Source organism: Planococcus sp. CAU13 (assembly GCF_000775575.1).
GTDB lineage: Bacteria > Bacillota > Bacilli > Bacillales_A > Planococcaceae > Planococcus.
Genome location: NZ_JRGN01000122.1, coordinates 1 through 2,703, shown reverse-complemented (window position 1 = coordinate 2,703; position 2,703 = coordinate 1). Strand labels below are relative to the sequence as shown.

General features: G+C 48.2%; 3 protein-coding genes. All 3 read right to left on the bottom strand.

All coding sequences use genetic code 11. The features are described from left to right. The coding region (locus KW93_RS16880) for a VanW family protein (RefSeq protein ID WP_052131470.1) at positions 1 to 1,178 on the bottom strand (1,178 nt) is incomplete at its 3' end. Between the two features lies 1 nt (position 1,179). Further along, positions 1,180 to 1,605 (bottom strand): hypothetical protein, encoded by a 426-nt coding sequence (locus KW93_RS05170; protein ID WP_033541916.1) that lies wholly within the window; start codon positions 1,603 to 1,605, stop codon positions 1,180 to 1,182. A 14-nt stretch (positions 1,606 to 1,619) separates the two neighbouring features. Continuing rightward, positions 1,620 to 2,703 (bottom strand): hypothetical protein (locus tag KW93_RS17400; RefSeq protein WP_033541915.1); only part of this gene is annotated, 1,084 nt, incomplete at its 5' end.

Sequence of the window (2,703 nt, the reverse complement as noted above, 5' to 3'; positions counted from 1 at the left end):
ATGGTGCCATCCGGATTCGTCACAGGAGCCGGCGCTTCAGGCTGCTCCAGCGGATAAACTTCAATGCGGTGCACGGGCGGATAGAAATCCGTCGACACGCTTTCCACTTTCAGCTCCGTGCCGTCACTTCTGACCGAACGTGTCACTTCCACAACCACACCCTCGCTTCCCTGTTCATTGACCACAACTCCGGAAGTCACAAAAGCGCTGAACTGTCTGATTAATCGCGGCTCCAGTTTCTGTTCGCTGCCGGTCATGATTTCATACGTATGGACCAACGGCAAGCCTGCGATTTTCGATGTCAGCTGCGGTCCCGCTGCAGTCAGCTGCAGATTGAACCCGCTCGCATTGACATTCGTGAACACGAAATCGATGCCAAGTTTGCGGTTGATCGCCGCTTCATGGCCCAGCGGCACTGATACCGGAATCACGGTTCCGATGCTGCGCTCGTCCACAAGGAAATTCGTTTTCAATACAGAAGCGTAAAGAATCGATGCAATTTCGGTTAAGTCTTCGTCCGATACTTCAGCAGGCTGCAGTTCATTGATAAAATCAAGGAATGAAAACTGTGCGCCCGCTTCTATTTTATAATTGCCGAGTGCGTCGACGACTGCCTGGGCTCCAGCGCTGTCGAAGGAATGATTCCATGTCGTTTCTGCTACTGTCTCAAAACTGATGCCGAGCGTATCATCACTGATGGTTACACGGCTGAGAGCCTGGCCGGATTGCAGCGCAAGTTCCAGTTTTTGATTGATGGCCAAAACGTCTTCATTTGAAAAATTCGCTACCGGAAACTGCCTATTGAGGAAAGTGCGGGTCGTATCTTCCGATAATTTGAAGATGAAATTATTCTGTGTGCCAGTCTGTGCAGTCATAACGGTTTCGTCCAACAGGATTTCCGCGTTGTCGAGCGGATAGGACGCTGTGACGTCCTGGTAAGTCACCTGAAGTTCAGCAGTCGAGCGCCAGGATTCCACTTTGCCGGCAAACAGAAGACGCGCGTCATTCACTTCCATATTCGACACATCGGTTGTGCCGATATAGGTGTTGCTGCCGAATTCCTGTGCCGGGAACAGCCATTTATCTGCGGCAAATGAACCCGCGTTTGCGAAACCGAAAACGAGCAGCGCCGAAGAGGTGATCGTCAATAAGGTTTTACCGAAAATTTGATTATCCAATTTAACGCTCCTCTCCGTCAGTGCCGATCGTCTGCATGGCAAATTGTTTTTTCTCTTGTGCCGGTTCGTCGTAAAGGGACTTGACCGGTTCTGCTTTTGGAGCAGTTTCTTCTATAGAAGTAACATCAATTTCTACAGCCTGATAGCGCTTCTGTTTCCGTTCATCAGCAATCCGCTGTTTTTCCTCTTTTTCTTTCTCTTCGATTTTGGCATAGGCAATTGCGCCGATCATTGAAATTGCCACAATTGCCAGTACCGGCACGTAAAAGGCAAGTTCCAGGTACTGGAGAAAAGCTGATGCCAATGCGGCAGCAACAATCGAACCCGCAATCAGCATTCGTTTCGGAAGCGGCGTTGTCTGGAACCGGAAGTAGGCTAGCGGCAAAATCAGCGCCGAAAGCATGACGGTTATTAATATTTGAACCATGTGGATCCCCCTAGTTAATTGATATCTGTCTCTGGGTTATAATCTACGTCCAGATCGAAGTCTGGATCTGTCACGTATGGCACCGGAATATCCGTAATTTCCTTGATATTCTGCGATACATTGACGCCGCAGCTGCTCAGGAAATTGGTGTAATTGTCATATCCCTGCACGTACAGTTTCGTCCGTTCAGCTGCAGACAAGCTGCCGTCTTTAGGCAGAATAAATGGATTCGCTGCAAGATTTTCAGTGAAGTAAATGATTTGGCCCGTCGTATTATTATTTTTAAAATCGACTTTGTCCCGGAATGCCTCCCAGTCAGCCTTTTTGATCCGGTCGAGGTCGAAGCAAACCCGTCCATTGTCGCCGATTGTCACTTTATCCATGAAATTCATGGCTGCGTCTGCACCGGTTGCTTTTCCGAGAATCAAAAGATTCGTGTTTTCCAGTCCTTGCCCGTGCATGTGTTTGCTCACGGTCAATTGCCTCATGATAATCGTCTGGGAATCGCTTTTTGTGCCAGGATTCTGGAACTGCTCGACTCGCAGGTGGCCATCGACGATCAAATTGGCGTTATTCAAATTATTCATATTACCAAGTAGACTTGCATCTCCCGGCCGTGCCACAACCATAACTCCGCCGCTTTCGGCAGAATTGCAGTTAGCCTTGCCGCCGCAGATATTCTCTTTCAGGCTAGGTGTAAACACTGTGAAGTCGGCCGGATCCAGTTTTTGATTCTTCAGCCAGTCCGCGAAATCTTTTACCTGTTCGCCCGTGCCCATCAGGCAGTCATACAATAAAGGCGTGACTTTTGCTGTGATATCCTGTTTCAGGGACTCACAGGTTTTTGTGGGCCATGTGCTGTAAAAGATATTATTGTATGTGAGATTTTCTGTTTTCGTAACCGTTTGTACAGTAAGTTTTTTGTCAGCGGAAAGGAAGGTTTCCGGAACTTCAACTGAGAATATACCCTTCAGTTGCTTTGAGGACCCTGTAGTTTTCCCTTCAATCACAAGCCCGATTTCAAGAGCTCTGATCGAGTCATATAAAGGCGGAGAATGAGTGATCACAGCACCCGCTGCATTCCTTTCGATAATTTCA